General features: G+C 68.2%; 27 protein-coding genes. 3 read left to right on the top strand and 24 right to left on the bottom strand.

Annotated features, from left to right (window positions below; all coding sequences use genetic code 11):
- Nucleotides 1-86: 86 nt before the first annotated feature.
- The 23 genes from ACI2LP_RS18685 to rpsJ form a co-directional block, all read right to left on the bottom strand.
- On the bottom strand, nucleotides 87-755 hold the full coding sequence (locus ACI2LP_RS18685; RefSeq protein WP_404725582.1) for an adenylate kinase: 669 nt from the start codon (nucleotides 753-755) through the stop codon (nucleotides 87-89).
- Entirely contained in the window at nucleotides 755-2,074 is a 1,320-nt protein-coding gene (gene secY / locus ACI2LP_RS18680; protein WP_360878847.1) for a preprotein translocase subunit SecY, read from the bottom strand. The genes ACI2LP_RS18685 and secY overlap by 1 nt, the downstream gene beginning before the upstream one ends.
- A 189-nt stretch (nucleotides 2,075-2,263) precedes the next feature.
- Nucleotides 2,264-2,719: a 50S ribosomal protein L15 gene (rplO, locus tag ACI2LP_RS18675; RefSeq protein WP_142214197.1), complete on the bottom strand. Its 456-nt coding sequence runs from the start codon at nucleotides 2,717-2,719 to the stop codon at nucleotides 2,264-2,266.
- A 1-nt stretch (nucleotide 2,720) separates the two neighbouring features.
- Nucleotides 2,721-2,903, bottom strand: a complete 183-nt coding sequence (rpmD, locus tag ACI2LP_RS18670; protein ID WP_005313525.1) for a 50S ribosomal protein L30 — start codon at nucleotides 2,901-2,903, stop codon at nucleotides 2,721-2,723.
- A complete protein-coding gene (gene rpsE / locus ACI2LP_RS18665; protein ID WP_005313527.1) occupies nucleotides 2,903-3,508 on the bottom strand; it encodes a 30S ribosomal protein S5 in 606 nt (201 codons plus the stop codon). The genes rpmD and rpsE overlap by 1 nt, the downstream gene beginning before the upstream one ends.
- Nucleotides 3,509-3,553: 45 nt before the next feature.
- Nucleotides 3,554-3,937 carry a 50S ribosomal protein L18 gene (gene rplR, locus ACI2LP_RS18660; protein WP_360878843.1) on the bottom strand — a complete coding sequence of 128 codons (384 nt, stop codon included), beginning with the start codon at nucleotides 3,935-3,937 and terminating at the stop codon, nucleotides 3,554-3,556.
- Between the two features lie 3 nt (nucleotides 3,938-3,940).
- On the bottom strand, nucleotides 3,941-4,480 hold the full coding sequence (rplF, locus tag ACI2LP_RS18655) for a 50S ribosomal protein L6 (RefSeq protein WP_360878840.1): 540 nt from the start codon (nucleotides 4,478-4,480) through the stop codon (nucleotides 3,941-3,943).
- Nucleotides 4,481-4,501: 21 nt separating this feature from the next.
- The gene (gene rpsH, locus ACI2LP_RS18650; RefSeq protein WP_005313538.1) at nucleotides 4,502-4,900 is read right to left on the bottom strand and encodes a 30S ribosomal protein S8; all 399 of its coding nucleotides are present in this window, start codon (nucleotides 4,898-4,900) and stop codon (nucleotides 4,502-4,504) included.
- A 210-nt stretch (nucleotides 4,901-5,110) separates the two neighbouring features.
- Nucleotides 5,111-5,296 carry a type Z 30S ribosomal protein S14 gene (locus ACI2LP_RS18645; protein ID WP_003956452.1) on the bottom strand — a complete coding sequence of 62 codons (186 nt, stop codon included), beginning with the start codon at nucleotides 5,294-5,296 and terminating at the stop codon, nucleotides 5,111-5,113.
- 5 nt (nucleotides 5,297-5,301) lie between these two features.
- Complete coding sequence (rplE, locus tag ACI2LP_RS18640) at nucleotides 5,302-5,859, bottom strand: 50S ribosomal protein L5 (protein WP_360878836.1); 558 nt, start codon at nucleotides 5,857-5,859, stop codon at nucleotides 5,302-5,304.
- Nucleotides 5,859-6,182 (bottom strand): 50S ribosomal protein L24, encoded by a 324-nt coding sequence (rplX, locus tag ACI2LP_RS18635; protein WP_142214201.1) that lies wholly within the window; start codon nucleotides 6,180-6,182, stop codon nucleotides 5,859-5,861. Before rplX ends, rplE begins: the two co-directional genes overlap by 1 nt.
- A 2-nt stretch (nucleotides 6,183-6,184) precedes the next feature.
- Nucleotides 6,185-6,553, bottom strand: a complete 369-nt coding sequence (rplN, locus tag ACI2LP_RS18630) for a 50S ribosomal protein L14 (RefSeq protein WP_003998823.1) — start codon at nucleotides 6,551-6,553, stop codon at nucleotides 6,185-6,187.
- A gap of 145 nt (nucleotides 6,554-6,698) precedes the next feature.
- Nucleotides 6,699-6,983: a 30S ribosomal protein S17 gene (gene rpsQ, locus ACI2LP_RS18625; RefSeq protein WP_360878832.1), complete on the bottom strand. Its 285-nt coding sequence runs from the start codon at nucleotides 6,981-6,983 to the stop codon at nucleotides 6,699-6,701.
- Nucleotides 6,983-7,207, bottom strand: a complete 225-nt coding sequence (gene rpmC / locus ACI2LP_RS18620) for a 50S ribosomal protein L29 (protein ID WP_059079052.1) — start codon at nucleotides 7,205-7,207, stop codon at nucleotides 6,983-6,985. Before rpmC ends, rpsQ begins: the two co-directional genes overlap by 1 nt.
- The gene (rplP, locus tag ACI2LP_RS18615; protein WP_360878828.1) at nucleotides 7,207-7,626 is read right to left on the bottom strand and encodes a 50S ribosomal protein L16; all 420 of its coding nucleotides are present in this window, start codon (nucleotides 7,624-7,626) and stop codon (nucleotides 7,207-7,209) included. Before rplP ends, rpmC begins: the two co-directional genes overlap by 1 nt.
- Nucleotides 7,627-7,631: 5 nt before the next feature.
- The gene (gene rpsC / locus ACI2LP_RS18610) at nucleotides 7,632-8,468 is read right to left on the bottom strand and encodes a 30S ribosomal protein S3 (RefSeq protein WP_327369311.1); all 837 of its coding nucleotides are present in this window, start codon (nucleotides 8,466-8,468) and stop codon (nucleotides 7,632-7,634) included.
- A complete protein-coding gene (rplV, locus tag ACI2LP_RS18605) occupies nucleotides 8,468-8,815 on the bottom strand; it encodes a 50S ribosomal protein L22 (RefSeq protein WP_058848120.1) in 348 nt (115 codons plus the stop codon). Before rplV ends, rpsC begins: the two co-directional genes overlap by 1 nt.
- A gap of 42 nt (nucleotides 8,816-8,857) precedes the next feature.
- On the bottom strand, nucleotides 8,858-9,139 hold the full coding sequence (rpsS, locus tag ACI2LP_RS18600) for a 30S ribosomal protein S19 (protein ID WP_142214205.1): 282 nt from the start codon (nucleotides 9,137-9,139) through the stop codon (nucleotides 8,858-8,860).
- Nucleotides 9,140-9,151: 12 nt separating this feature from the next.
- Nucleotides 9,152-9,988 (bottom strand): 50S ribosomal protein L2, encoded by an 837-nt coding sequence (gene rplB / locus ACI2LP_RS18595; protein WP_351498702.1) that lies wholly within the window; start codon nucleotides 9,986-9,988, stop codon nucleotides 9,152-9,154.
- A 40-nt stretch (nucleotides 9,989-10,028) separates the two neighbouring features.
- Nucleotides 10,029-10,352 (bottom strand): 50S ribosomal protein L23, encoded by a 324-nt coding sequence (gene rplW, locus ACI2LP_RS18590; RefSeq protein WP_360878823.1) that lies wholly within the window; start codon nucleotides 10,350-10,352, stop codon nucleotides 10,029-10,031.
- Nucleotides 10,352-11,002: a 50S ribosomal protein L4 gene (gene rplD / locus ACI2LP_RS18585; protein ID WP_360878820.1), complete on the bottom strand. Its 651-nt coding sequence runs from the start codon at nucleotides 11,000-11,002 to the stop codon at nucleotides 10,352-10,354. The genes rplW and rplD overlap by 1 nt, the downstream gene beginning before the upstream one ends.
- A 5-nt stretch (nucleotides 11,003-11,007) precedes the next feature.
- The gene (rplC, locus tag ACI2LP_RS18580; protein ID WP_360878816.1) at nucleotides 11,008-11,652 is read right to left on the bottom strand and encodes a 50S ribosomal protein L3; all 645 of its coding nucleotides are present in this window, start codon (nucleotides 11,650-11,652) and stop codon (nucleotides 11,008-11,010) included.
- A gap of 14 nt (nucleotides 11,653-11,666) precedes the next feature.
- On the bottom strand, nucleotides 11,667-11,975 hold the full coding sequence (gene rpsJ / locus ACI2LP_RS18575) for a 30S ribosomal protein S10 (RefSeq protein ID WP_003948644.1): 309 nt from the start codon (nucleotides 11,973-11,975) through the stop codon (nucleotides 11,667-11,669).
- Nucleotides 11,976-12,490: 515 nt separating this feature from the next.
- On the opposite strand from rpsJ, the gene ACI2LP_RS18570 reads away from it, so the two are divergent.
- The 3 genes from ACI2LP_RS18570 (at nucleotide 12,491) to ACI2LP_RS18560 (ending at nucleotide 19,387) form a co-directional block, all read left to right on the top strand.
- Nucleotides 12,491-14,161 carry an RNA ligase family protein gene (locus tag ACI2LP_RS18570; RefSeq protein WP_404725581.1) on the top strand — a complete coding sequence of 557 codons (1,671 nt, stop codon included), beginning with the start codon at nucleotides 12,491-12,493 and terminating at the stop codon, nucleotides 14,159-14,161.
- Nucleotides 14,162-17,017 carry a poly(A) polymerase gene (locus ACI2LP_RS18565; RefSeq protein ID WP_404725580.1) on the top strand — a complete coding sequence of 952 codons (2,856 nt, stop codon included), beginning with the start codon at nucleotides 14,162-14,164 and terminating at the stop codon, nucleotides 17,015-17,017.
- A gap of 261 nt (nucleotides 17,018-17,278) precedes the next feature.
- A complete protein-coding gene (locus ACI2LP_RS18560) occupies nucleotides 17,279-19,387 on the top strand; it encodes a PIG-L family deacetylase (protein ID WP_404725807.1) in 2,109 nt (702 codons plus the stop codon).
- 117 nt (nucleotides 19,388-19,504) lie between these two features.
- Here the strand turns inward: ACI2LP_RS18560 and tuf are convergent, their stop codons facing one another.
- Entirely contained in the window at nucleotides 19,505-20,698 is a 1,194-nt protein-coding gene (gene tuf, locus ACI2LP_RS18555) for an elongation factor Tu (RefSeq protein WP_404725579.1), read from the bottom strand.
- Between the last annotated feature and the right edge of the window lie 130 nt (nucleotides 20,699-20,828).

Here is a 20,828-nt window from a genome sequence, read left to right as displayed (position 1 = left end):
CCACCTCTGTCGTGTCTGTGCTCAACAGTACGGCCGCGGCGCCCATCGGACACCGCGGCCGAACCACTGGTACTGCGGGGTACTGCTCAGTCCTTGGCGTGCTGCGTGGACTTCTTCAGCGCCTCCATCGCGCGCTCGGTCACATCGGTGACCTTGCCCAGCGCGGAGATGGTGACCACCAGGCCCTGGCCCCGGTAGTAGTCGATGATCGGCTCGGTCTGCGTGTGGTAGACCTCGAGCCGCTTGCGCACCGTCTCCTCGGTGTCGTCGTCACGCTGGTACAGATCGCCGCCGCAGATGTCGCAGAGACCTTCCTGCTTCGGCGGGGAGTACGTCACGTGGAAGACATGGCTGGAGTCGTTGCGGCAGATGCGACGGCCCGCGATCCGCTTCACGACCTCGTCCTCGGGGACCTCCAGGTCGAGCACCGCGTCCAGCGTCATGCCCTCGGACTTCAGCATCGCGTCGAGCGCCTCGGCCTGCGAGACATTGCGCGGGAAGCCGTCCAGCAGGAAGCCGCCCGTGGCGTCGGGCTGCTCCATCCGCCCCTTGGCCATGCCGATGGTGACCTCGTCCGGGACCAGCTCTCCCGCGTCCATGTAGGCCTTGGCCTGCCGGCCGAGCTCTGTGCCCTGGCTGATGTTGGCGCGGAAGAGGTCGCCCGTGGAGATGTGCGGGATCGACAGGTTCCTGGCAAGGTACGCAGCCTGCGTTCCCTTGCCGGCACCGGGCGGTCCGACGAGGACGATTCGCATCAGCGGAGGAACCCTTCGTAATTGCGCTGCTGGAGCTGGCTCTCGATCTGCTTCACGGTCTCCAGACCCACACCCACGATGATGAGGATGCTCGTCCCGCCGAACGGGAAGTTCTGGTTTGCGCCGCCGAAGCCCGCCAACGCCATTGTTGGGACGAGAGCAATCAGACCCAGGTACAGCGAGCCCGGCCAAGTGATCCTGTTGAGCACGTAGCTCAGGTACTCGGCAGTAGGTCGACCAGCCCGGATACCCGGGATGAAGCCACCATACTTCTTCATGTTGTCCGCGACTTCCTCGGGGTTGAACGAAATCGCCACATAGAAGAAGGCGAAGAACACGATCAGGAGGAAGTACGTGGCGATGTAGTACGGGTGGTCACCCTTGACGAAGTGCTGTTGGATCCAAGACTTCCAGCCCGCCTGGGAGTTGGAGAACTGCGCGACCAACGCCGGGATGTAGAGCAGCGACGAGGCGAAGATGACGGGAATCACACCCGCCTGGTTCACCTTGAGCGGGATGTACGTGGACGTGCCGCCGTAGGAACGGCGCCCGATCATGCGCTTCGCGTACTGAACCGGGATACGGCGCTGGGCCTGCTCGACGAAGACGACCAGGGCGACCATCACGAAGCCGATCAGGATGACCGTGCCGAACTCGATCCAGCCCTTGGCGAGCTTGCCGGTCTGCTTGATGGCCCACAGGGCGCCCGGGAAGCCGGCGGCGATCGAGATGAACATCAGGATCGACATGCCGTTGCCGATGCCGCGGTCGGTGATGAGCTCACCGAGCCACATGACGGCCGCGGTGCCCGCCGTCATGCAAGTGACCATGACGATGGTGGTGAAGATCGAGCGGTTCGGAACGATCTGGTCGGCCACCTGGCAGCCGCTGAAGAGCGCGCCGCTGCGGGCCGTGGCCACCAGGCCGGTGCCCTGGAGCACGGCGAGTGCCACGGTCAGATACCGGGTGTACTGCGTGATCTTCGCCGTGCCGGACGAGCCCTCCTTCTTGAGGGCTTCCAGGCGTGGGATGACCACGGTCAGCAGCTGCAGGATGATGCTCGCCGTGATGTACGGCATGATGCCCAGCGCGAAGATGGTGATCTGCAGCAGCGCTCCGCCGCTGAACATGTTCACCAGGCCGAACAGGCTGTTGTTGCCCTTCTGGGCCGCGTCCACGCAGATCTGTACGTTCTGATAACTGACACCCGGGACCGGAATGTGTGACCCGAGCCGGTACAGAACGATGATGCCGAGCGTGAAGAGCAGCTTCTTGCGCAGGTCGGGCGTCTTGAACGCCCGGGCGAACGCGGTGAGCACGGTGCCTCCTGCGACCCCCGCGCTTCTGCGTCAGAGGTGACGGTTATTGAGGATCAACGAATAGGTATTTACAGCAACAGTGCACGCCACCTTACCGGCGGATGCGCTCCCCTAGGAACGACCAACCGGGGATGCCCCTTTTGGGAGGCATCCCCGGTCGGTTTTCAGCTTTCAGCCACTGAACTCGTCTCAGACGAGCTCGGTGACGGTGCCGCCGGCAGCGGCAATCTTCTCCTTGGCGGAGCCGGAGACGGCGTCAACCGTCACCTGCAGCGCCACGGAGATCTCGCCCTGGCCCAGGACCTTGACGAGGCTGTTCTTGCGCACCGCGCCCTTGGCGACCAGATCGGCCACCGTGACCTCGCCACCCTCGGGGTAGAGAGCGCCGAGCTTGTCCAGGTTCACCACCTGGTACTCGGTGCGGAACGGGTTCTTGAAGCCCTTGAGCTTCGGGAGACGCATGTGGAGGGGCATCTGCCCACCCTCGAAGCGCTCCGGAACCTGGTAACGGGCCTTGGTGCCCTTGGTACCACGACCTGCGGTCTTACCCTTGGACGCCTCACCACGACCCACACGGGTCTTCGCGGTCTTGGCACCCGGGGCGGGCCGGAGGTTGTGGACCTTCAGCGGGTTGTTCTCCGCCATGTCAGTCGACCTCCTCAACCGTGACGAGGTGGCGGACGGTGTGCACCATGCCGCGGAACTCGGGACGGTCCTCCTTGACAACCACGTCGTTCAGGCGCTTGAGCCCGAGCGAACGCAGGGTGTCGCGGTGGTTCTGCTTGCTGCCGATGTACGACTTCGTCTGCGTGATCTTGAGGCGGGCCATTACGCACCCGCTCCCGCACGCGCACGAAGCAGAGCCGCGGGGGCGACGTCCTCGAGCGGCAGACCACGGCGAGCCGCGATCTCCTCGGGACGCTGCAGGCCCTTGAGGGCCGCCACGGTCGCGTGCACGATGTTGATCGCGTTGTCGGAGCCGAGCGACTTCGACAGGATGTCGTGAACGCCGGCGCACTCCAGAACGGCGCGCACCGGGCCACCGGCGATAACACCGGTACCGGGGGAAGCAGGCTTGAGCAGGACGACGCCCGCGGCCTTCTCGCCCTGGATCGGGTGCGGGATGGTGCCCTGGATACGGGGGACCTTGAAGAAGTGCTTCTTGGCCTCCTCAACACCCTTGGCGATGGCGGCCGGCACCTCCTTGGCCTTGCCGTAACCGACACCCACGGTGCCGTCACCGTCGCCCACCACGACCAGCGCGGTGAAGCTGAAGCGACGACCACCCTTCACAACCTTGGCGACGCGGTTGATCGCGACAACGCGCTCAACGTACGCGGTCTTCTCGGCGGCAGCAGCGCCACCGTCGCGACCCTTCCGGTCCCGCCGCTCGCCGCCACCGGCACCGCTCCCGCGGCGCTGGGGTCCAGCCATTGGATTACCTCTCTCTGTTACGTCCGTTAGTCCCGGAACCGGGGCCTAGAACTTCAGCCCGGCTTCGCGGGCGGCGTCAGCCAGAGCGGCAATGCGCCCGGCGTACCTGTTGCCACCACGGTCGAACACGACGGCCTCGATGCCCGCAGCCTTGGCACGCTCGGCGACAAGCGCGCCGACCTGCTTGGCCTGGGCGCTCTTGTCGCCCTCGCCACCACGGATCGAGGTGTCCAGGGTCGACGCCGACGCGAGCGTGTGGCCCGCGATGTCGTCGATGACCTGCGCAACGATGTTGCGGTTGGAGCGCGTCACGACCAGGCGCGGACGCTCCGGCGTACCGGAGATGTGCTTGCGGACGCGGATGTGGCGACGCTTGATGGCGGCGCGCTTGTACGCGTCACCCTTGGCGATCTTTACACCGTATGCCATGGCTTACTTACCCGCCTTTCCGACCTTGCGGCGGATGACCTCGCCCGCGTACTTGACGCCCTTGGCCTTGTACGGGTCGGGCTTACGCAGCTTGCGGATGTTCGCGGCGACCTCGCCGACCTTCTGCTTGTCGATGCCCTCGACCGAGAACTTGGTCGGCGACTCGACCTTGAAGGAGATGCCCTCGGGCGCCTCCACCAGGATCGGGTGGCTGTAGCCGAGCTGGAACTCCAGGTTGGAGCCCTTCGCGGCAACGCGGTAACCGACACCGCTGATCTCGAGCGCCTTGACGTACCCCGTGGTCACGCCGGTGATCATGTTCGCCACCAGCGTGCGGGACAGGCCGTGCAGGGCCTTGTTCTGACGCTCGTCGTTCGGGCGCAGCACCTTCAGGGTGCCGTCCTCGCCCTTGGTGACCTCGATCGGCGCGGCGACGGTGTGCGAGAGGGAACCCTTGGGGCCCTTCACCGCGACCGTGCGGCCATCGATGGTGACGTCCACACCGGCGGGAACCTGGATGGGGAGCTTGCCGATTCGCGACATTGGCTATTCCTCCGTTCCCGACTACCAGACGTAGGCGAGGACTTCCCCACCCACGCCCTTCTTCTGCGCCTGCTGGCCGGTCAGGAGACCGTGGGACGTGGAGATGATCGCCACGCCCAGGCCGCCGAGAACCTTCGGCAGGTTGGTGGACTTCGCGTACACGCGCAGACCCGGCTTGGAGATGCGCTTGATGCCGGCGATCGAACGCTCGCGGTTCGGGCCGAACTTCAGCTCCAGGACGAGGTTCTTGCCGACCTCGGCGTCCTCGACCTTCCAGCCGGTGATGAAGCCCTCCTGCTGGAGGATCTCCGCGATGTGCGACTTGATCTTGCTGTGCGGCATCACGACGGAGTCGTGGTACGCCGAGTTCGCGTTACGCAGACGCGTGAGCATGTCTGCGATGGGATCAGTCATGGTCATGAATTGGCCTTCGGCCTCTCTCGCCGGGGTTTCCTGTATGCGCCATCCCTCTCCCCACTCAGTGGCGGGACGGGTGCGGTGCGGGGACCTACGGCGTAGTAAGTCGGTCAGGGCGGCGGGCGCCCAACCCCACAAGCCTACGGCATGTGAAGGAGGGCCCCCGCCGACCAGATACTTACCGAGAGCTTCCGGTGATTCCCAAGTAGGGAATTACCAGGAGCTCTTGGTCACGCCCGGCAGCTCGCCACGGTGAGCCATCTCACGAAGGCACACGCGGCACAGGCCGAACTTGCGGTACACGGAGTGCGGACGGCCGCAGCGCTGGCAGCGGGTGTACGCGCGCACACCGAACTTGGGCTTACGAGCAGCCTTGGCAATAAGAGCCTTCTTCGCCATCTCGCTTACGCCTCCTTGAACGGGAAGCCGAGGTGACGGAGAAGGGCACGGCCCTCAGCGTCGTTGGTCGCCGTGGTCACCACGGTGATGTCCATACCCCGGACGCGGTCGATCTTGTCCTGGTCGATCTCGTGGAACATGACCTGCTCCGTGAGACCGAAGGTGTAGTTGCCACGGCCGTCGAACTGCTTGGGGGACAGACCACGGAAGTCGCGGATGCGCGGAAGCGCGAGCGACAGGGTGCGGTCCAGGAACTCCCACATGCGGTCGCCACGAAGAGTGACGTGGGCACCGATCGGCTGGCCCTCACGCAGCTTGAACTGCGCGATGGACTTACGGGCCTTGGTGACGGCCGGCTTCTGGCCGGTGATCGTGGTGAGGTCCTTGATGGCACCATCGATCAGCTTGGAGTCGCGGGCGGCGTCGCCCACACCCATGTTGACCACGATCTTGACGAGGCCGGGCACCTGCATGACGTTCTCGAACGAGAACTCCTCACGCAGCTTGCCCGCGATCTCCTCGCGGTACTTCGTCTTGAGACGCGGAGTGGTGGTGGTAGCCATCAGATGTCCTCACCCGTCCGCTTGGCAACGCGGATCTTGTTGCCCTCGTCGTCGAAGCGGTAACCGACGCGCGTGACGACCTTGTTGCCGTCCTTCTCCACGACGAGCTGAACATTGCTCACGTGAACAGGGGCCTCGGTCGTGACGATGCCACCGGTCTGCGAACCGCGAGCGGTCTGACCGGCCTTGGTGTGCTTCTTGACCCGGTTGACACCCTCGACCAGGACGCGGTCCTCGCGGGGGAAGGCCGCGATGACCTTGCCCTGCTTGCCCTTGTCCTTGCCGGTGATGACCTGAACCAGGTCGCCCTTCTTGATCTTCATGCTTACAGCACCTCCGGCGCGAGCGAGATGATCTTCATGAACTTCTTCTCGCGCAGCTCACGGCCCACCGGGCCGAAGATACGGGTGCCGCGAGGGTCGCCGTCGTTCTTCAGAATGACGGCGGCGTTCTCGTCGAAGCGGATGTACGAGCCGTCCGGACGGCGGCGCTCCTTGACGGTGCGAACGATGACCGCCTTGACGACGTCACCCTTCTTCACGTTGCCACCGGGGATCGCGTCCTTGACGGTGGCGACGATGACGTCACCGATGCCCGCGTAGCGGCGACCGGAACCACCGAGAACACGGATGCAAAGGATCTCCTTGGCACCAGTGTTGTCGGCGACACGCAGCCGCGACTCCTGCTGGATCACGTCTATCTCCTGATCGTCTGCCGGTTCCCGGCGGGCTGTGCCAGATCACTGGCCCAGCCCACCGAGCCTGGCGGAACTAGTGCTGGGACCGAAGCCCCAGCGGGGGGCATGCGGGGACTCTCCCGTCAGGGAGAACCCCGCAAAATTACTTGGCCTTCTCGAGGATCTCGACGATGCGCCAGCGCTTGGTCGCCGACAGCGGACGCGTCTCCATGATGAGGACGCGGTCGCCGACGCCGGCAGCGTTCTGCTCGTCGTGCGCCTTGAGCTTGTTCGTACGGCGGATGACCTTGCCGTACAGCGCATGCTTCACGCGGTCCTCGACGGCGACGACGACGGTCTTGTCCATCTTGTCGCTGACGACCAGACCCTCACGGGTCTTGCGGAAACCGCGGGCGGTGTTCTCTTCAGTCACATTGCTCTCGCTCATCAGGCGTTCTCCACCGTCTCGATGCCCAGCTCGCGCTCACGCATGAGGGTGTAGATCCGCGCGATGTCCTTGCGGACGGCCTTGAGCCGGCCGTGGTTCTCGAGCTGACCGGTCGCCGCCTGGAAGCGGAGGTTGAACAGCTCTTCCTTGGCCTCGCGGAGCTTGTTGAGAAGCTCCTCGTTGCCCAGCTCGCGCAGCTCGGACGCCTTGGTTCCGGCCGACATCACGCCTCACCTGCCTCGCGCCGAACGATGCGGCACTTCATCGGAAGCTTGTGAGCAGCGCGGGTGAGCGCCTCACGAGCAGTCTTCTCGTTCGGGTAGGACAGCTCGAACATCACCCGACCGGGCTTGACGTTCGCGACCCACCACTCAGGGGAACCCTTACCGGAACCCATGCGGGTCTCGGCGGGCTTCTTGGTCAGCGGGCGGTCCGGGTAGATGTTGATCCAGACCTTGCCGCCACGCTTGATGTGGCGGGTCATCGCGATACGAGCCGCCTCGATCTGGCGGTTGGTCACGTACGCCGGAGTGAGGGCCTGAATGCCGTACTCGCCGAACGCAACCTGCGTACCACCCTTTGCCATACCGCTGCGCTTCGGGTGGTGCTGCTTGCGGTGCTTGACCCTACGGGGGATCAGCATTTCGGTCAGGCCTCCGTTCCGGTGCTCTCAGCCGGAGCAGCGGCGGCGGGAGCCTCGGCCTTGGGGGCCTCGGCTGCCGACGCGGACTGCTGCGGCTTGCGGCCGCGACCGCCACGCTCGCCACCACGGCCACCGCGGCCGGCCGGGCGGTCAGCGCCGCCACGAGCCGGACGGTTGCCGGCGCGGGCAGCGGCGTTCTCGGCGCGAACCTCGGCGATGTTCTTGACGTCGCCCTTGTAGATCCAGACCTTCACACCGATACGGCCGAAGGTCGTCTTGGCCTCGAAGAAGCCGTAGTCGACGTTCGCGCGGAGCGTGTGCAGGGGCACGCGGCCCTCGCGGTAGAACTCCGAGCGGGACATCTCGGCGCCGCCGAGACGGCCGCCACACTGGATCTTGATGCCCTTGGCGCCGGCCTTCATCGAGCTCTGCATGCTCTTACGCATCGCACGACGGAAGGAGACGCGGGAGGACAGCTGCTCGGCGACGGCCTGGGCCACCAGCTGAGCGTCCACCTCGGGGTTCTTGACCTCGAGGATGTTCAGCTGAACCTGCTTGCCGGTCAGCTTCTCCAGCTCGCCGCGGATACGGTCGGCCTCGGCGCCGCGGCGACCGATGACGATGCCCGGGCGGGCGGTGTGGATGTCAACGCGGACGCGGTCGCGGGTGCGCTCGATCTCAACCTTCGAGATACCGGCCCGCTCCATGCCCTTCGTCATCATGCGACGAATGGCGACGTCTTCCTTGACGTAGTCCTTGTACAGCTTGTCGGCGTACCAACGGGACTTGAAGTCCGTGGTGATGCCGAGCCGGAACCCATGCGGGTTAACCTTCTGGCCCATTACCGGGTTCCTTCCTTGCTGCTGACGACCACGGTGATGTGGCTGGTCCGCTTACGGATCCGGTAGGCACGGCCCTGAGCACGCGGACGGAACCGCTTCAGGGTCGGGCCCTCATCCACGTACGCCTCGCTGATGAACAGCGAAGAGGCGTCACTGTGGTCGTAGTTGTGCGCGGCGTTGGCAATGGCGCTGTCCAGCACCTTGCCGACCGGCACGCTCGCGGCCTGCGGGGCGAAACGCAGGACCGCCTGAGCCTCCGTGGCATCCATGCCACGGATGAGGTCCACCACGCGGCGGGCCTTCATGGGCGTGACGCGGATGTACCGCGCCTGGGCCCTGGCTTCCATGGTTGTCCCTTCGGTGTAAGTCATAGTCGTTTCCACCCCGCGTTAGCGGCGCTTCGACTTCCGGTCGTCCTTGACGTGGCCGCGGAAGGTGCGAGTCGGCGAGAACTCGCCGAGCTTGTGGCCGACCATCGACTCGGTGACGAACACCGGGACGTGGGTCTTGCCGTTGTGCACCGCGATCGTGTGGCCGAGCATGGCCGGGATGATCATCGAGCGACGGGACCAGGTCTTGATGACGTTCTTGGTGCCTGCTTCGTTCTGTACGTCCACCTTCTTGATCAGGTGGTCGTCGACGAAGGGCCCCTTCTTGAGACTGCGCGGCATCTAAACCCGCTCCTAGCGCTTCTTGTTCGTCTTGCGGCGGCGGACGATGTACTTGCTCGATGCCTTCTTCGGCGAGCGAGTACGACCCTCCTTCTGACCCCACGGGCTGACCGGGTGGCGACCACCGGAGGTCTTGCCCTCACCACCACCGTGCGGGTGGTCGACCGGGTTCATGGCGACACCGCGGACGGTCGGGCGAACGCCCTTCCAGCGCAGACGGCCGGCCTTGCCCCAGTTGATGTTCGACTGCTCGGCGTTGCCGACCTCGCCGATGGTGGCGCGGCAGCGGACGTCGACCAGGCGGATCTCACCCGACGGCATACGAAGGTGGGCCATGGAGCCCTCCTTCGCCAGCAGCTGCACGGAGGCACCCGCGGAGCGGGCGAACTTCGCGCCGCCGCCGGGCCGCAGCTCGATGGCGTGGATGGTCGTACCGACCGGGATGTTGCGCAGCGCCAGGTTGTTACCGGGCTTGATGTCGGCGGCCGGACCGTTCTCGACACGGTCGCCCTGCGACAGGCCACGCGGCGCGATGATGTAGCGCTTCTCGCCGTCTGCGTAGTGCAGCAGCGCGATGCGCGCGGTGCGGTTCGGGTCGTACTCGATGTGAGCGACCTTGGCCGGCACGCCGTCCTTGTCGTGACGACGGAAGTCGATCACGCGGTAGGCACGCTTGTGGCCACCGCCCTGGTGACGGACGGTCACACGACCGGTGTTGTTACGGCCGCCCTTGCTGTGCAGGGGGCGGACCAGCGACTTCTCCGGCGTGGACCGCGTGATCTCGACGAAGTCGGCGACGGAGGAGCCACGGCGGCCCGGCGTCGTCGGCTTGTACTTGCGGATTCCCATTTCTCAGTCCTCGTCCGATTCCGGACGATCCAGACCGCCGTTAGGCGGTCGGACCGCCGAAGATGTCGATACGGTCGCCCTCGGCAAGGGTCACGATGGCGCGCTTGGTGTTGGCGCGCTTGCCGAAACCGGTGCGGGTGCGCTTGCGCTTGCCCTGACGGTTGATCGTGTTGACCCCGGTGACCTTGACCGAGAAGACCGCCTCGACGGCCTGCTTGATCTGGGTCTTGTTGGAGCCGGGCGCGACGATGAACGTGTACTTGTTCTCGTCGAGCAGGGCGTAGCTCTTCTCGGAGACAACCGGCTTGACGAGAACGTCACGCGGGTCCGAGTAGGTCTTGCTGGTTACGGTCGCCTCAGACATCAGGCGTCGCTCCCTTCGGTCTCATCGGCCTTGGGACCAGACACGAAGGACTCGAAGGCGGCCTTGGTGAAGACCACGTCGTCGGAGACGAGCACGTCGTACGTGTTCAGCTGGCCCGGCTCCAGGAGGTGCACCTGGGGCAGGTTGCGGGCGGAGAGCCACGCGGCCTCGTCGGCCCGCTCGACGACCAGGAGCACGTGCTTGCGCTCACTGATCTTGCCCAGCAGGGTCTTCGCGGCCTTGGTGGAGACCTCGCCCTCGATCACGCCGGTGACGACGTGGATACGGGAGTTGCGGGCCCGGTCGGTGAGGGCACCGCGCAGGGCGGCGGCCTTCATCTTCTTGGGGGTCCGCTGCGAGTAGTCACGCGGCTGCGGGCCGTGGACAACGCCACCGCCGGCGAACTGCGGCGCACGGGTCGAACCCTGACGGGCGCGGCCGGTGCCCTTCTGGCGGTACGGCTTCTTGCCACCACCACGGACCTCGCCACGGCGCTTGACCTTGTGCGTGCCCTGACGGGCGGCGGCCAGCTGCGCGACGACGACCTGGTGGATCAGCGGGATGCTGACCTTGGCGTCGAAGATCTCGGCCGGGAGCTCGACGGTCCCGGACTTGTCGCCCGCGGGCGACAGAATGTCAATGGTGCTCATAGTCCTCAGGCCCCCTTGGCCGCAGTGCGGACCAGGACCAGGCCGCCGTTCGGACCAGGAACCGCGCCCTTGATCAGGAGCAGGCCCTTCTCCGCGTCAACGGCGTGAACGGTCAGGTTCTGGGTGGTGACCCGCTCGTTGCCCATACGGCCCGCCATGCGGAGGCCCTTGAACACACGGCCCGGGGTGGCGCAGCCACCGATGGAGCCGGGAGAGCGGTGCTTGCGCTGGGTACCGTGACCGGCGCCGAGGCCCTTGAAGTTGTGACGCTTCATGACACCGGCGAAGCCCTTGCCCTTGCTCTTGCCCGTGACGTCAACCTTGACGCCGGACTCGAACACCTCGGCAGTGATCTCCTGGCCCAGCGTGTACTCGCTGGCGTCAGGGGTGCGGAGCTCCACCAGGTGGCGGCGGGGGGTCACGTCGGCCTTGGCGAAGTGGCCCTTGAGGGGCTTGTTCACCTTGCGCGGGTCGATCTCGCCGAAGGCGATCTGGACCGACTCGTAGCCGTCGGAGTCATTCGTACGGACCTGGGTAACGACACAGGGCCCGGCCTTGACGACGGTCACCGGGACGACACGGTTGTTCTCGTCCCAGACCTGGGTCATGCCGAGCTTCTCGCCCAGGACGCCCTTGATCTGCTTAGCCATCTCTTCCGCGCCTCTCAGAGCTTGATCTCGATGTCAACGCCGGCCGGAAGGTCCAGGCGCATCAGCGAGTCAACGGTCTTGGGCGTCGGGTCGAGGATGTCGATCAAGCGCTTGTGGGTGCGCATCTCGAAGTGCTCGCGAGAGTCCTTGTACTTGTGCGGCGACTTGATGACGCAGTACACGTTCTTCTCAGTGGGCAGCGGCACCGGGCCCGCGACCGACGCACCAGTGCGGGTCACCGTCTCGACGATCTTCTTCGCCGAGGAGTCGATGACCTCGTGGTCGTAGGCCTTGAGCCGGATGCGGATCTTCTGTCCCGCCATGGCTACTCAGTAGTCCTTTGTCTAGTGAAACGCTCTGGAACTCGGTCGGTCCTGCGATCTTCTCCGACCCCCGCGGTCGGGCGTGTCGCACTCCCTCTACGAAGATCTCCCGAAGGATTTCCCAACCAAGGGGGTGCGGGCCGAAGACCACGCGTCGGGGGAAGAACACCCACCGAGTGCCTGGCCGGTACCCCGCTGACACTTCCCGGAAGATTCCCGTACGTCCGCTCCAGCGCTGCCTTAATGGCAGATGGGGCGACGAGTACTGTGGGACTCGCTTCCGGTCCTCCCGGCGGGAGGCGCGCAGCATTGGCACTCAACCGAGCAACCCGGACAGTCTGCCACACGGGCCGGTGCCCTGGCCAATCGAGCCGAAGAGATTACCCCGGCGGGGTTGCGTGTCAAACAGCGGCACGCGAAGGGCCGGGCGCCCCCGCCGGTCGTTATTGGCTGGAACGCCGCTCGACGGGACTCCTACAGTGACGGGCACATCGTCACCGGGGGGCCGATTCGTCATGCGTACGCACTATCCGCGGACACCGCATCTGCCGTGGTCGCCGGGTGCTGCCTCGGACGATGTGCGGATCGCCGATCTGTCCGGGCTGCTCGGCCGCGAGGTCGTGGTCACCGAGAAACTCGACGGCGAGAACACGACCCTCTACGCCGACGGGCTGCACGCCCGCTCCCTCGACTCGGCGCATCATCCGTCGCGGGCCTGGATCAAGGCCCTGCAGGGGCGGATCGGGCACGGCATCCCGGACGGGTGGCGGGTGTGCGGCGAGAACATGTTCGCGCGGCACTCGATCGCCTATCGGGACCTCGACAGCTGGTTCTACGGATTCTCGGTCTGGGACGGCGACGGCCGGTGTCTGGACTGGGACCGGGGCGTGCGGTTTCTGCGAGACCTGGGCGTTCCGGTGCCGACGGTGCTGTGGCGGGGGGTGTTCGACCGGCGGGCGGAACGTGCGCTGCGGGCGCTGAAGTTCGACACCGAACGGCAGGAGGGTTACGTCGTACGGACGGTCGACGGCTTCGGTCCGCAGGAGTTCGGACAGCGGGTCGCCAAGTGGGTGCGGACCGGGCACGTGGGGACCGACACGCACTGGATGCACGCCACCGTGGTGGAGAACGGACTGGGTCCCGCCGCCGCGCTGTGGGCGGTCCGGTCCGGCGCTGTGCCGGACGCCGAGGCGCTGCTCGCCGCGGTGGGGGTGCCTGAGGGGGATCGGGCCGCGGCCTGTGATGTGTCCGCGCGGCTCGATGCGCTCGGGCGGACCGGCGACGCCCGGCTCGCCGGAGTCGTTGCCGCGCTGCTGCACGAGCGCCCGCGCTCCTGGCTCGCGGGCCGGCTGGCCGCACCGCTGGGCATGCCGACGGCCCGCCGCGTCGCGGACCTGGTCGGGCTGCACACCGGGCTGCACCGGCCCTACCCCGACGAGCAGCGCCGGACCGGACTCGTACGCATGTCGTACGCAGTGGACCTGGGTGTGCTGCACGCCGTCGCCGGGGCCCTGGCGCCGGACGCCGAGGCGTGCGAGCAGGTGGATTGGTCCCAGCTGCACGCGGAAGGGGTCGATGAGCCGGCGGGCCTGCGGGAGGCGTTCGCCGACCTGGACACCGACGCGGCCGACCGCTGCTGGGCCGAGGCACGCGAGGCGTACGCCCAGGGACGCATCACGACCGCCGAGGAGGCCGTCGCCGCGAGCTGGCGCTGGCGGTCCGGGGAGTTTCCGAAGCTGATCCACATGGTCGGTCCTTCGGGCAGCGGGAAGAGCACCTTCGCGCGCGGCCTGGACGCCGATGCGTACGTGTCCCTCGACGATCTGCGCGAGGCCCGCGGATCACGCGCCGACCAGCGCGCCAACAAGGACGTCCTGCGCACCGGCCTGGAGCGGCTCGACACCGCACTGGCCGAAGGTGGGACCGTGGTGTGGGACGCCACATCCCTGAACCCGCACCAGCGTTCCCTGGTGCACGCGGTCGCCCACCGCCGCGACGCGCTGACCACGCACGCCGTGGTGCTCGTCGACGCGGCCGAACTGGCCCGGCGCAATACCGACCGGGCGAACCCGGTGCCGCCGCAGGTGCTCGGCGCGCAGCTGCACCGCTTCGTACCGCCGTACCCCGGCCAGGCGCACCGCACCTGGTACATCGGAGCGCGCGGGACCGTCGAGGAGGAGGCGTAGGTGCATACCAGCGAGGAGATCTATCACCGGGTCCGCTGGGACTCGCGCTTCGACCCGGCGCGGTTCGTGATGGGGATCAACCAGCGGTCCGCGCCGCCCAAGCGGATTCCACTGGACGCATTCGACCCCGGCGGCGAGATCCCGTGGCACCGGGTGCTGTTCTTCGAGGCGGACGGCGAGGTCGTGTGGGACCGCTCCTCGGGGGTCGACCGGATGGACGCGACGGACGCCGGACGGATACGGGACCCACGTCGACTGCGCGCGCCGTTCTTCGCCGCGAGGACTCCGTACGCCTGGGACCGGGAGCAGGACGCCTGGGTGCCCGCGCGGACGCCCCGGGGCGCGGCCGTGTCGGAGGGTCTGCGCGTACTGACCTGGAACACCCTGTGGGACCGCTACGACAGCGACCGCATCGACACCGCCCGGCGCCGCCCGCTGCTGCTCAAGGACCTCCGTGACGCAGACGCGGACGTCATCGCGCTGCAGGAGGTCGAGGCGGAGCTGCTCATCATGCTGCTGCGGACCGGATGGGTGCGCGACGGCTACACGCTGGGCACCGACCCGGCCGCCGAGGACGTCGAGGACTGTGGGCTGCTGCTGCTCAGCCGGTTGCCCGTGCGGGAAGCGGGCCTGCATGTCCTCGGCCCGCACAAGGCCGTCACCGCCGTCGTCGTGGACACGGCGTCCGGCCCACTCGCCATCGCCGCGACCCATCTCACCAGCGACCACTCCGAGAACGGCCAGGTCAGGCGGGAGGCCGAACTGGTCCGGCTGGCCGAAGGCCTGGCGGGCGTCGAGGGCGACGTGGTCCTGCTCGGCGACTTCAATGACGGCGGGGACGCCCCGCAGACGACTCTCGGGATGCGGGACGCGTGGAGCGAGGTGCACGGGGCGCACGACCGGACGCCCACCTTCGACCCGGCCGCCAATCCGCTGGCCGCGGTGTCCTCGCTGTCGGGGCGGGCCTCCCGGCTGGACCGGGTACTGCTGCGCGCGGAGGGCCTGCGGGCGGACGGGGCGGTTCTGCGGGGCAGTGTGCCCGGGCCGGACGGGCTGTACGTCTCCGACCACTACGGCGTCGAGGCGGAGCTCGGTTTCGGCGGGGACGAGGCCGGCGAGGTGCTCGCCGTACGGCCGACGGCCCGTACGGCGGTGGCGTGGATTCCCCCGCAGAAGCTGTGGCCGCCGATCCAGCACATCCGCCGGGAACACGACCGCCAGATCCACCGCTGGCCGCCGCACGTCAATGTGCTCTTCGGTTTCGTACCGGAGTCCGAGTTCGAGCGGGCGGCCCCGCTGCTCGCCGCGGCGGCGGCCGAGACACCGGCGTTCACCGCCCGGCTGGAGGGCGTGCACTGGTTCGGACACCGGGAGGACTCCACCGTCTGGCTCGACCCGGCCGCGGACGGCGAGGAGCCGTGGGGTCGGCTGCACCACGCGCTGGAGCGGCGCTTCCCGCGCTGCGGGGGCCGCGCGAAGGGCTTCACCCCGCACCTTTCGCTGGGCCGGACCAGGGATCCGCACGGGCTCGCCGCCCGCTGCGCTGCCCTGCTCGACGGCATGACGGCGCGGGTCGGGGAGCTGGTCCTGCTCGCCCGACGGGGAGAGGAGCCCATGCGGGTACGCGCGACGGTGACGCTGGGGACGGGCGAGGTGCGATGGGTGCCCGAGGACGGCGCCGCGGGTGCTCCGGCCGCCGAGGACCCCGCCCGGTCCGAGCATGCCGGCCGGATCGCATGGCGCGTCTCGCAGGCGCTCGGCGACGGAGCCGTCCACCTCGTCGGCTCCCGGCGCATGGGGTGCGCCCTGCCCGGCGCGGACCTGGACCTGGTGGCCGCGCTGCCGGGCACGGCCGAACCGGCCGACGTGCGGGCCCGGTTGGCGGCCGCTCTGCCCGACGCGACCGAGGTGCGGGAGGTGATCGGGGCACGCGTGCCGGGGCTGCGACTGAACGTCGACGGCCTGGGCGTCGACCTGGTCGTCGTCGCCACCGGAGCGATGGATCCCGCTCAAGCGGTCGGCCGCCGGGCCGAGTTGGGTGAGGCGGCGGCGATCGCGCTCAGCGCGGTGAGCGACGCGAACGACCTCCTCGCATCGGTCGGCGCCCACAGCGCGGCGTTCGCCCGACTGGCCACCCAGGTCAAGGCGTGGGCGAAAGCGCGCGGCCTCGACTCGGCCCCCTTCGGTGGCCTGCCGGGCCTGGCCTGGTGCGTACTGGCGGCCCGTACCGTCCGTGAGGCCGGCGACCTGCCGCCCGCCGACCTGCTGCGCCACTTCTTCGCGACATGGGCGGCCTGGGACTGGCGCGAGCCGGTGGGCCCACCAGGACCCGGGGGCCCGGTCGTCGGCCCACCGGGGCCCGCCGCCGTCCCGGTCGTGGACTCCCCATGGCCTGCCGTCCCCGTCGCGATCATGACCCCGTCGGAGCCGGTCCGCCCCTGCACCGCCCAGGTGACCGCCGCCGGCCGGGACCTGCTGGTCCAGGAACTGTTCCGCGCCTGGGAGCTCCTGGAGAGGGACCCGGACCCGTGGCCGGAACTGCTGTCACCACCGCCCCTGCACCGCCGCCACGCGGCGTGGGCCGTCGTGACCGTCCCCCGCGGCCCGGACGAGGGCCGGGTCCGCGGCCGCATGAGGGCGCTGCTCACGGCCCTGGAGGAGGCGGGTGTACCGGACGTGCACGCCTGGCCCCACTCGTTCGGGACGGACCCGGCCACCACGCGGTATGCCATCGGTCTGGGCCCCACCCCGCCCGACCGGGCCCTGTTCGACGAGATCGCTGACCGCTGGCTGAGGGGCCTGCCCGGCGTGACGCTCGCCCAGGCGCCCGGCGGCGAGGTCCCGACGCTGGGCTGATCCTTTCCTGTCCCGTCCGGTCCCGTCCTGCGGATCCTGCGGACGGGAACAACACACCAACGCGCAGGCAACCTGGCGTGCCCGCTTTCCGTCTACTTGAGCGCGGAGAGCGGCTCCGACCAGCCTCTCCGGCATCTGGGGAGATGACAGTACGCAGACGGGGGCCCGGCCCGACCGCTGCGGGGGGAAGCGGACGGAGCACTGGTGAACGACGGAGCTGTCCGCGCGCTGCCCACGGCCGCGCGCGCAAGGGCCGAGGACATACCCGCGGCCGGGGCGCACGGTGACACGGCGACCGCCGGCGGGCGAAGCCGGCCACGCAGGCGCAGTGTCGTCGCCGCGTTGACCGCCCTGGTGGCGGCGGGCGCGGTCACCTCCTGCTCCGTACCCGCCCCGCGCCGGGCCACCGCCACCGCCGACCCCGCGCCCGGCATGCCGATAGCCAGCTCCCGCCGGGCCCAGCTGATGCAGATACTGGCCCACCCGGACGACGATCTGTACTTCATGAACCCGGACACCCAGCGGATGCTGGACGCCGGGGTCCCGCTCGTCAGCGTCTATGTCACCGCCGGCGAGCACGACGGCAGGAACCACATCCCGGGGGAGAAGGACGTCCCCGCGGACAAGGCCGACTACTCCTCCGCACGCCACCAGGGCCTGCGCCAGGCGTACGCCGCGCTGATAGGGCTCGACAAGTTCGCCGACTGGACCAAGGGCGTCGTCTCGCTGAACGGCGACCGCCAGGCCGAGATCAACACCCTCACCAACGGCAGCCGCAGGGTCGAGCTGATCTTCCTCAACCTCCCCATGCACACCGCCCGCCGCTACATGGCCCTCCCCAGCCTGTGGCAGGACCGCGCACTCGGCCTGAACACCGTCGTCGCCGCGGACTCCCGGCTGCGCAGGACCGTCGCGTACGACTACGACGCGCTCATCGACGTACTCGTCGGGCTGATGGAGCAGTACCGGCCGACCGTGATCCAGACCCTGGACCCCGACCCGGACATCCAGCACAGCGACGAGGCGACCCGCAAGAAGGACAGCGAGCAGCACGGCTACTCGGATCACGCCGACCACACCGCCGTCGCCTCGTTCAGCTGGGCCGCGATGGTCCGCTGGGTCGCCCACGCCACCAAGGACGACGGTGAGGTGCCCGGCTTTGTCGCCACCTCGTTCCGCGGCTACTACAACCGCCACTGGCCGAAGAACCTCCCGGTCCCGGTCCTCAGGGAGAAGGCCACGGGCCTCGTCCCGTACGGCGGCGACCCGGACTGGGAGTGCGGCAACCCGGCCGGCTGCGGCGACTACAACGTCGGTGGCATCCGCCCGCTCAGGAACAGGAAGGGCTGGGTGCGCTCCACCCACTACCGCTACCCCGGCGCCCGGCCCGTCGTCGCCGCCGAGCCGTCCGGCCGGCTGGTCGCCTATGGCGTGCTCGGGCTGCGTACGGTCCGCTGGCGCGAGACACGGCCGGGCAGCGGCCGGTGGGGAGCCCCGGACGACCTCGGCGGCGGCCCGCTCGCGCCCACGCTCGGCGCGGCGACCCTGAGGGACGGCCGTCAGCTGCTGTTCGCGCTGCGCTTCGCCTCGATCGGCGGCCACGGCAGCACCAACCGCCGCGAGATAGTGCTGCTGGAGCAGCGCTCCCCCGGCGGCGAGTTCCTCGCCTGGGACGGTCTCGGCAACCCCGAGCGGGACGACGACCGGGGGCGGCGCATAGGCGTGCCGGTCGCGGTCGCGGCCCCCGACGGCCGGGTGCATCTCTTCGTACGCAACGCGGACAAGGGCATCAGTACCCGCATACGCGACACCGACGGCAGCTGGGACCGCTGGCGCGACCTCGGCGGCGCGGAGATCCAGGACGGTCTCTCGACGGTCGTGGACGGCGCCGGGCGGGTCCATGTCTTCGGCGCAGGGCGGAAGAACGTGCACCACTGGACGCAGGAGACGATGGGGCTGCCGCTCACATTCCGCTCGGACGGCGAGCTGCCCGTGCCCGGGGACCAGCCGGCCCCCGTCCGGACGCGCGACGGCGGTATCGAGCTCTTCTACCGCAGGCCAGCTTCCTCACTGGTGCTGGCCGTACGACCCGGTGGCGCCCCCTCGCGACCCCGCAAGGAGGGCTTCGAGGGCTACGGTCTGCTCAGCGCGGCCGCGGCTCCCGGCGGCCCGGTGCTGCTCGGCAAGGACACCCGCGGCCGGGTCCAACTCCGCACCGGCAGACAGCTTCTGACACGCACTCAGGGCAACGCGGCGCTGGACTCCCCCGCCCTCCACCTGCGCGGCCCGCGCGGCACCGCCACGGCGGTGGGCATGGGCGCGGACGCACACCCCTGGATCTGGTCCCCGCAGTCCGGCACCGCAGGCTGACAGCGCCGACTGACACCGTCGGCTGACAAGAACCTCATCCCGCACAACGCGAAGGGCCCCGCACCGAAGTGCGGGGCCCTTGCTGTTGCTTCAGGAGCAACCAGGTCAGATCAGCAATTACTTGTTGATCTTGGTGACCTGGCCGGCGCCGACGGTCCGGCCACCCTCACGGATGGCGAACTTGAGGCCCTCCTCCATGGCGACCGGCTGAATCAGCGAGACCGTCATGGTGGTGTTGTCGCCCGGCATGACCATCTCGGTGCCCTCGGGGAGGGTCACAACGCCGGTCACGTCCGTGGTACGGAAGTAGAACTGCGGGCGGTAGTTGTTGAAGAAGGGGGTGTGACGACCACCCTCGTCCTTCGACAGGATGTAGGCCTGGGCCTCGAACTCGGTGTGCGGCGTGACCGAACCGGGCTTGATGATGACCTGGCCGCGCTCGACGTCCTCGCGCTTGATGCCACGGAGGAGCAGACCGACGTTCTCACCGGCCTGGCCCTCGTCGAGCAGCTTGCGGAACATCTCGATGCCGGTGACCGTGGTGGTGGTCTTCTCCTGCTTGATACCGACGATGTCGACGGTCTCGTTGACCTTGAGGACACCACGCTCGATACGACCGGTGACAACGGTGCCACGGCCGGTGATCGTGAAGACGTCCTCGATCGGCATCAGGAACGGCTTGTCGACGTCACGCTCGGGCTGCGGGATCGACTCGTCGACGGCCTTCATCAGGTCGAGAACGGTCTGGCCCCACTCGGCGTCGCCCTCGAGCGCCTTGAGCGCCGAGACCTTGACGACCGGCAGGTCGTCGCCCGGGAACTCGTACTCGGAGAGGAGCTCACGGACCTCGAGCTCGACGAGCTCCAGGATCTCCTCGTCGTCCACCATGTCGGCCTTGTTCAGGGCGACAACGATGTACGGAACGCCGACCTGGCGGGCCAGGAGCACGTGCTCCTTGGTCTGCGGCATCGGGCCGTCGGTCGCGGCAACCACGAGGATCGCGCCGTCCATCTGCGCGGCACCCGTGATCATGTTCTTGATGTAGTCCGCGTGACCGGGGCAGTCGACGTGCGCGTAGTGACGCGACTCGGTCTGGTACTCGACGTGCGCGATCGAGATCGTGATACCGCGCTGGCGCTCCTCAGGAGCCTTGTCGATCTGGTCGAAGGCCGAGGCCTCGTTCAGGTCCGGGTACGCGTCATGCAGCACCTTGGTAATGGCGGCCGTGAGGGTCGTCTTACCGTGGTCGATGTGACCGATGGTGCCGATGTTGACGTGCGGCTTAGTCCGCTCGAACTTCGCCTTCGCCACTGGGGTCCTCCTGTGGAGTGGTTCTGTACGCCTTACTCATCGGCGCCAGGTGATCTTTGCTGGGATGCCGGGGCCCGGGGCACTCCATCCGGGATTCGGGTGGAATGCCCCAGCGGGCTCCGGTGACAAG

The sequence above is a fragment of the Streptomyces sp. NPDC019890 genome (genome assembly GCF_044903445.1).
GTDB lineage: Bacteria > Actinomycetota > Actinomycetes > Streptomycetales > Streptomycetaceae > Streptomyces.
Note: the sequence above shows the minus strand (reverse complement) of the source record. Positions and strands in the feature narration are given on the sequence as shown.

Bases quoted from the DNA above. Each gene is read 5' to 3' on its own strand.
- ACI2LP_RS18685 (WP_404725582.1), bottom strand. From the start codon at position 755: ATGCGAATCGTCCTCGTCGGACCGCCCGGTGCCGGCAAGGGAACGCAG.
- rplO (WP_142214197.1), bottom strand. From the start codon at position 2,719: ATGGCGGAGAACAACCCGCTGAAGGTCCACAACCTCCGGCCCGCCCCG.
- rpmD (WP_005313525.1), bottom strand. From the start codon at position 2,903: ATGGCCCGCCTCAAGATCACGCAGACGAAGTCGTACATCGGCAGCAAG.
- rpsE (WP_005313527.1), bottom strand. From the start codon at position 3,508: ATGGCTGGACCCCAGCGCCGCGGGAGCGGTGCCGGTGGCGGCGAGCGG.
- rplR (WP_360878843.1), bottom strand. From the start codon at position 3,937: ATGGCATACGGTGTAAAGATCGCCAAGGGTGACGCGTACAAGCGCGCC.
- rplF (WP_360878840.1), bottom strand. From the start codon at position 4,480: ATGTCGCGAATCGGCAAGCTCCCCATCCAGGTTCCCGCCGGTGTGGAC.
- rpsH (WP_005313538.1), bottom strand. From the start codon at position 4,900: ATGACCATGACTGATCCCATCGCAGACATGCTCACGCGTCTGCGTAAC.
- ACI2LP_RS18645 (WP_003956452.1), bottom strand. From the start codon at position 5,296: ATGGCGAAGAAGGCTCTTATTGCCAAGGCTGCTCGTAAGCCCAAGTTC.
- rplE (WP_360878836.1), bottom strand. From the start codon at position 5,859: ATGGCTACCACCACCACTCCGCGTCTCAAGACGAAGTACCGCGAGGAG.
- rplX (WP_142214201.1), bottom strand. From the start codon at position 6,182: ATGAAGATCAAGAAGGGCGACCTGGTTCAGGTCATCACCGGCAAGGAC.
- rpsQ (WP_360878832.1), bottom strand. From the start codon at position 6,983: ATGAGCGAGAGCAATGTGACTGAAGAGAACACCGCCCGCGGTTTCCGC.
- rpmC (WP_059079052.1), bottom strand. From the start codon at position 7,207: ATGTCGGCCGGAACCAAGGCGTCCGAGCTGCGCGAGCTGGGCAACGAG.
- rplP (WP_360878828.1), bottom strand. From the start codon at position 7,626: ATGCTGATCCCCCGTAGGGTCAAGCACCGCAAGCAGCACCACCCGAAG.
- rpsC (WP_327369311.1), bottom strand. From the start codon at position 8,468: ATGGGCCAGAAGGTTAACCCGCATGGGTTCCGGCTCGGCATCACCACG.
- rplV (WP_058848120.1), bottom strand. From the start codon at position 8,815: ATGGAAGCCAGGGCCCAGGCGCGGTACATCCGCGTCACGCCCATGAAG.
- rpsS (WP_142214205.1), bottom strand. From the start codon at position 9,139: ATGCCGCGCAGTCTCAAGAAGGGGCCCTTCGTCGACGACCACCTGATC.
- rplB (WP_351498702.1), bottom strand. From the start codon at position 9,988: ATGGGAATCCGCAAGTACAAGCCGACGACGCCGGGCCGCCGTGGCTCC.
- rplW (WP_360878823.1), bottom strand. From the start codon at position 10,352: ATGTCTGAGGCGACCGTAACCAGCAAGACCTACTCGGACCCGCGTGAC.
- rplD (WP_360878820.1), bottom strand. From the start codon at position 11,002: ATGAGCACCATTGACATTCTGTCGCCCGCGGGCGACAAGTCCGGGACC.
- rplC (WP_360878816.1), bottom strand. From the start codon at position 11,652: ATGGCTAAGCAGATCAAGGGCGTCCTGGGCGAGAAGCTCGGCATGACC.
- rpsJ (WP_003948644.1), bottom strand. From the start codon at position 11,975: ATGGCGGGACAGAAGATCCGCATCCGGCTCAAGGCCTACGACCACGAG.
- ACI2LP_RS18570 (WP_404725581.1), top strand. From the start codon at position 12,491: ATGCGTACGCACTATCCGCGGACACCGCATCTGCCGTGGTCGCCGGGT.